At 60.3% G+C, this 295-nt stretch carries 1 protein-coding gene; it reads right to left on the reverse strand.

The window, feature by feature from the left end; genetic code table 11:
* On the reverse strand, positions 1–295 hold a 295-nt coding region (locus ACVA58_RS27945), incomplete at both ends, for a transporter substrate-binding domain-containing protein (protein ID WP_446513500.1).

Consider the following 295-nt stretch of genomic DNA (forward strand, 5'->3'; position numbering starts at 1 on the left):
GTGATGTTGGTGGTGCCCTTGGTCGAGACCACTGTCTTGCCGCGCAGATCGTCCCACTTGCGAATGCCCGATGATGTTTTGACGATCATCCGGCTGCCGGCAATGTAGTGCGGGATGGTGAAGGCGACTTTCTCGCGGCGCTCACGCGTGTTGGTGGTCGAACCGCATTCGACATCAGCCTTGCCTTCGGCGATGGTCGGGATGCGCGAAGACGAGGTCACCATCACGTACTGGACCTTCAGGTCCGGGCGCTTGAGTTCGGTGCGCAGCTTGTCGACCACACGCAGGCAGAGAT

It is taken from the genome of Photobacterium sp. DNB22_13_2 (genome assembly GCF_052873915.1).